Source organism: Brevundimonas sp., from assembly GCF_031082345.1.
Classification (GTDB): Bacteria; Pseudomonadota; Alphaproteobacteria; order Caulobacterales; family Caulobacteraceae; genus Brevundimonas.
In genome coordinates, this window is record NZ_JAVHLH010000199.1 from 1 (window position 1) to 5,289 (window position 5,289).

The 5,289-nt window shown below is 69.6% G+C and carries 5 protein-coding genes; all 5 read right to left on the bottom strand.

From position 1 onward, the window contains the following. Window positions 1-165: 165 nt before the first annotated feature. Genes phoB through pstC form a run of 5 tightly spaced genes read right to left on the bottom strand, consistent with a single transcriptional unit; the run spans window position 166 to window position 5,204 of the window. On the bottom strand, window positions 166-855 hold the full coding sequence (gene phoB / locus RDU12_RS11975) for a phosphate regulon transcriptional regulator PhoB (protein ID WP_300291520.1): 690 nt from the start codon (window positions 853-855) through the stop codon (window positions 166-168). A 16-nt stretch (window positions 856-871) separates the two neighbouring features. Next, window positions 872-1,594 (bottom strand): phosphate signaling complex protein PhoU, encoded by a 723-nt coding sequence (phoU, locus tag RDU12_RS11980; RefSeq protein ID WP_300291522.1) that lies wholly within the window; start codon window positions 1,592-1,594, stop codon window positions 872-874. 8 nt (window positions 1,595-1,602) lie between these two features. Then, window positions 1,603-2,469 carry a phosphate ABC transporter ATP-binding protein PstB gene (gene pstB, locus RDU12_RS11985; RefSeq protein WP_300291524.1) on the bottom strand — a complete coding sequence of 289 codons (867 nt, stop codon included), beginning with the start codon at window positions 2,467-2,469 and terminating at the stop codon, window positions 1,603-1,605. A gap of 4 nt (window positions 2,470-2,473) precedes the next feature. Next, entirely contained in the window at window positions 2,474-3,781 is a 1,308-nt protein-coding gene (gene pstA / locus RDU12_RS11990) for a phosphate ABC transporter permease PstA (RefSeq protein WP_300291526.1), read from the bottom strand. Continuing rightward, a complete protein-coding gene (pstC, locus tag RDU12_RS11995) occupies window positions 3,774-5,204 on the bottom strand; it encodes a phosphate ABC transporter permease subunit PstC (protein ID WP_308684799.1) in 1,431 nt (476 codons plus the stop codon). The genes pstA and pstC overlap by 8 nt, the downstream gene beginning before the upstream one ends. Window positions 5,205-5,289 lie beyond the last annotated feature (85 nt).

A 5,289-nucleotide genomic window follows, 5' to 3' on the forward strand; every position in this document is an offset into this window, starting at 1 on the left:
GCCGCCGGCGCGGGTGCGGCCGCCGAAGCCGTTCCGGCGATGGCCGCGCCGGCGCCGGCCAGGAGGGCGCTGGAGGGCAGGGTCGAGAGAAAGGTGCGACGGCGCATGGCAGGCTCCAGGGAACAGGCCCCGAGCCTATCCCGTCCTGCGCGACTGTGAAGCGGCTTAGCCGCCCAGGTCCAGCGAATAGCCCGCCGAGCGCACCGTGCGGATCGGATTGACGGTGCCCTCGATGTTCAGCGCCTTGCGCAGGCGGCCGACGTGGACGTCGACGGTGCGGGCCTCGACATAGACGTCCGAGCCCCAGACGGCGTCCAGCAGCTGTTCGCGGCTGAACACCCGGCCGGGGTGCTGCATCAGGTGGTCGAGCAGGCGGAACTCGGTCGGGCCGAGGTGGATTTCCTGGCCGGCGCGGCGGACGCGGTGGGCGACGCGGTCGATGACGATGTCGCCATGGGTCAGGCGGTCGTCGGCCAGGCCCGGGCGGATGCGACGCAGCACCGCCCGGATGCGGGCGTTGAGCTCGACCATCGAGAAGGGCTTGGTCATGTAGTCGTCGGCGCCGGTGTCGAGGCCGCGCACGCGGTCGGTCTCCTCGCCGCGGGCGGTCAGCATGATGACCGGCAGGTTGCGCGTCTCGGGCTTGCCGCGGATGCGCCGGCACACCTCGATGCCCGACAGCTTGGGCAGCATCCAGTCCAGCAGCACCAGGTCGGGGAGGCGCTCCTCGATCTGCAGCATGCCCTCCTCGCCGTCGGCGGCGACGACGACCCGGTAGCCTTCCTTCTCGAGGTTGTATTGGACCAGGGTGGCCAGGGCGTCCTCGTCTTCCATCACCAGAACATAGGGCTGCACAGCGGTTCTCCGGAACTCAGGCGTCGGTCGGCGGTTCGGGCAGCTCTTCGGCCGTGTCGGGGTTCCAGCGCGGGCGTTCGCCCGTGAACTCCTGGCCGGTGATCTCGTAGTAGATGGTCTCGGCGATGTTGGTGGCGTGGTCGCCGATGCGTTCGAGGTTCTTGGCCATGAACAGCAGGTGGGTGCAGGCCCCGATCGTGCGCGGGTCGCCCATCATGTAGGTCAGCAGTTCGCGGAACAGGCTGTTGTAGTGCTCGTCGACCTCGTCGTCGGTGTTCCAGACGGCCACCGCCCGGTCGATCTCGCCGGCGGCGTAGGCGTCCAGCACGTCGCGCAGGCGCATGGAGACCAGCTTGCCCATCCGCTCGATCGAGCGCGTCAGCGGCTGCATCGGGTCGCCCTCGGCGAGGATCAGGCCGCGCTTGGCGATGTTCTTGGCCAGGTCGCCGGTGCGTTCCAGGTCCGTGGCCAGCTTCATTGACGCCAGGGTCCGACGCAGGTCGGAAGCGACCGGCTGGCGCAGGGCGATCAGGCGGATGGCCTTCTTCTCGATCTCGCTTTGCAGGGCGTCCAGCCGGGCGTCGCGCTCGACCACGGACCGGCCGAGGGCGACGTCGCGGCGGGCGACGGAATCGATGGCGTCGGCGACCTGGGCCTCGGCCAGGCCGCCCATGCGGGCGACCTCCGCCGTCAGCTGGTCCAGTTCGTCTCCATAGGCTTTGACGGTGTGCTGGGTCATGGCGGGTCCTAGCCGAAGCGGCCGGTGATGTAGTCGAGCGTGCGCCGCTCGCGCGGGTTGGTGAAGATGTCCTCGGTGTCGCCGGTCTCGACCAGACGACCCATGTGGAAGAAGGCCGTGCGCTGGCTGACCCGCGCCGCCTGGGCCATGGAGTGGGTGACGATGACGATGCAGTAGCGCTCGCGCAGCTCGTCGATCAGCTCCTCGATCTTGGCGGTGGCGATCGGGTCGAGGGCCGAGCAGGGCTCGTCCATCAGGATCACCTCGGGCTCGACGGCGATGGCGCGGGCGATGACGAGCCGCTGCTGCTGGCCGCCCGACAGGCCCGTGCCGGGCGAGTGCAGCCGGTCGGCGACCTCTTCCCACAGGCCGGCGCGCTTCAGCGAGGCCTCGACGACGGCGTCCAGCTCCGGCTTGCCCTCGGCGAGACCGTGGATGCGGGGGCCGTAGGCGACGTTTTCGTAGATGGTCTTGGGGAAGGGGTTGGGCTTCTGGAACACCATGCCGACGCGGGCGCGCAGCAGAACCGGATCGACCGACTTGGCGTTGACGTCCTCGCCGTCCATCTCGATGCGGCCGACGACCCGGGCGCTGGGGATGGTGTCGTTCATGCGGTTCATGGTGCGCAGGAAGGTCGACTTGCCGCACCCCGACGGACCGATCAGCGCCGTGACCGTCTTGTCCGGAATCTCCAGAGACACGTCGAACAGCGCCTGTTTGTCGCCGTAGAAGACCGACACATCGCGGGCCGTGATCTTGGTCGGGGCGTTGGGGTCGGCGCTGTGCAGGACCGGCGGCGGGGTCAGGACCCGCTCGTCGGAGTCGGAGGATCCTCCGTTCGAGCCGTCCGGGGCGTGAAAGATCTTGAACTTCATACGACTACCACCGGCGTTCGAAATGTCGCCGCAACAGGACGGCGGCGGCGTTCATGACGATCATGAAGGCGAGGAGGACCAGGATAGCCGCGGCGGTGCGTTCGTGGAACGCGCGCTCCGAGGCGTTCTCCCAGATGTAGATCAGCGAGGGCAGGGCGCCGGTCGGCTCGGTCAGGCCGGCCGGGATGCCGGGCACGAAGCTGACCATGCCGATCAGCAGCAGGGGCGCGGTCTCGCCGAGGGCGTGGGCCATGGAGATGATGGCGCCGGTCATCACGCCCGGCATGGCCAGCGGCAGGGTGTGATGGAACACCGTCTGGGTCTTCGACGCGCCCATGGCCAGGGCCGCCTCGCGGATCGACGGCGGCACCGCCTTCAGCGACGAGCGGGTGGCGATGATGATCGTCGGCAGGGCCATCAGGGCCAGCACCAGACCCCCGACCAGCGGGCTGGCCCGCGGCAGGTGCATCCAGTTGATGAACAGGGCGAGGCCCAGCAGGCCGTAGATGATCGACGGCACGGCCGCGAGGTTGTTGATGTTGACCTCGATCAGATTGGTCAGCCGGCCCTTGGGCGCGAACTCCTCCAGATACAGCGCCGCGCCGACGCCCAGCGGCAGGGCGATCAGGGCCGTGACCAGCAGCATCAGGGCCGAGCCGACCACGGCGCCGAGCACCCCGGCCAGCTCCGGCTCGGTCGAGTCGCCCTTGGTGAACAGGGCCGCGTTGAAATGGGCGGCGACCATGCCTTCGGCCTTCATCCGGTCCAGCCAGTCGATCTGCTGGTCGGACAGGCGGCGCTGCTCGGCAGGGGTCTCGCGCGAAATCTCGCCCTTGAAATACAGGTCGGCGTCGTCGGCCAGGGGCGCCGCGATCGGCACGGTCTGGCCGATCAGCTCCGGTTGCTCGGCGATGCGGTCGGCGGCGATGTATTTCAGTTCGGACGAGAACAGGCCGCGCATGGCGGTGGAGGCGGCGCCCGCCTCGTCGTCCTGGAGGCCCAGCCGGGCCAGCTGCTGCTCGGCGACCAGCAGTTCGAAATTGGTCCCCTGCGGATAGGCGCGATCGATCCGGGCCGGGTCCATATAGACCGGCACCGTCACGGTGTGGGCGTAGAAGGCGGTGTGCCCCTGTTCGAAGATGCGGCCGAGGAGCAGCAGCAGGAAGCCGATCGCCAGGCCGATGGCCAGCAGGCCGTACAGCTTGAACCGGCCCTCGCGGGCATAGCGCCGCTTCAGACCGGCGCGCAGGCGGTCGGTGCGCTTCGCCCCGTCCACGCCCGGCGGGTCCTGGATGATCGCCGGGTCAGTCATATTGCTGCCGATAGGTGTGGACGATGCGCTGGGCGATGACATTCAGCACCAGGGTCACCAGGAAGAGGGTCAGGCCGAGTCCGAACGCCGCCAGGGTCTTGGGGCTGTTGAACTCCTGGTCGCCGGTCAGCAGGGTCACGATCTGAACCGTCACCGTCGTCACCGTATCGAGCGGGTTGAGGGTCAGGTTCGCGGCCAGGCCGGCGGCCATGGTCACGATCATGGTCTCGCCGATGGCCCGCGACATGGCCAGCAGCATGGCCCCGGCCACGCCGGGCAGGGCGGCGGGCAGCAGCACCCGCTTGACCGTCTCGGACTTGGTCGCCCCCATGGCGTACGAGCCGTCGCGCAGCGACTGGGGCACGGCGTTGATGATGTCGTCGGACAGGGAGCTGACGAAGGGGATCAGCATGATGCCCATGACCGCCCCGGCGACCAGGGCCATCTGGTTCTGGACCAGCATCAGATACTGGCCGATTCCGTCCAGAGGCCCGCCGACCAGCAGGGCGCCGAGGCCGTTGAAGAATTCCCGGAACGCGGGCCCCACCGTCAGGGCGGCGAAGAAGCCGTAGACCACGGTCGGCACGCCCGCGAGCACCTCCAGCACCGGCTTGACCGTCGCCCGGAACACCGGCCCGGCGTACTCTGAAAGATAGATGGCCGCGAACAGGCCGACCGGCGCGGCCACGGTCATGGCGATGAGCATGATCAGGAAGGTGCCGGCGAACAGCGGCAGGGCCCCGAAGGCGCCGGTCGAGCCGACCTGGTCGGCGCGGATCGCCGTCTGCGGGCTCCACTGCGTCCCGAACAGGAACTCCGTGATCGGCACCGAGGCGAAGAAGCGCAGCGAATCGAACACCAACGAGGCGATGATCCCCACGGTGGTCAGCACCGCCACGGCCGAGCTGGCGAACAGCAGGCCGACGATCCAGCCCTCGACCCGGTTGCGCGCCCTCATGTCCGGGCGGATGCGGCTGAACACGAACAGCGCGCCCAGCAGGGCCGCCAGCGCCGCCAGCACGACTCCGCCCAGGTCCAGCAGCCGCCCGATCCCGGCTACGCGCTCGCCCTCGACCGGCAACAGCTCCGCATAGGGCGCGGGCCAGATCTGCGTCGCCGGCTGTCCGGCCCCGACCGCGCGGGCGTCGGCGAAGAAGGCGCCCCGGCGCAGCGGCTCCAGCTCGCCCACGGCCTCCGGCGCGCCGGCCATGATCAGATTGCCCTCGATGGCCGGCGTCAGAACCGCCGCCCCGATCAGGACGACCAGGGCCGGGACCGCGGTCCAGATCAGGGCCCAGGCGCCGAACTGGCCGGGCCGCGAATGCGCCCGGACGCCCCGCTGGCGCCGATGCGCCAGCCCGCGCGCGCCGACATAGGCGGCGAGGGCGGCGACGATCAGGATCGGCAGGAAGAGCCAGGTCATGAGGGTCCGGAACCGGAAGACTCGGAGCGGCCGGAAGGCGGCCCCGTCGTTCGCGGCGGAACCTGCCTGTGAATGGTCAGCGGAT

Bases quoted from the DNA above. Each gene is read 5' to 3' on its own strand.
- phoU (WP_300291522.1), bottom strand. From the start codon at position 1,594: ATGACCCAGCACACCGTCAAAGCCTATGGAGACGAACTGGACCAGCTG.
- pstB (WP_300291524.1), bottom strand. From the start codon at position 2,469: ATGAAGTTCAAGATCTTTCACGCCCCGGACGGCTCGAACGGAGGATCC.
- pstA (WP_300291526.1), bottom strand. From the start codon at position 3,781: ATGACTGACCCGGCGATCATCCAGGACCCGCCGGGCGTGGACGGGGCG.
- pstC (WP_308684799.1), bottom strand. From the start codon at position 5,204: ATGACCTGGCTCTTCCTGCCGATCCTGATCGTCGCCGCCCTCGCCGCC.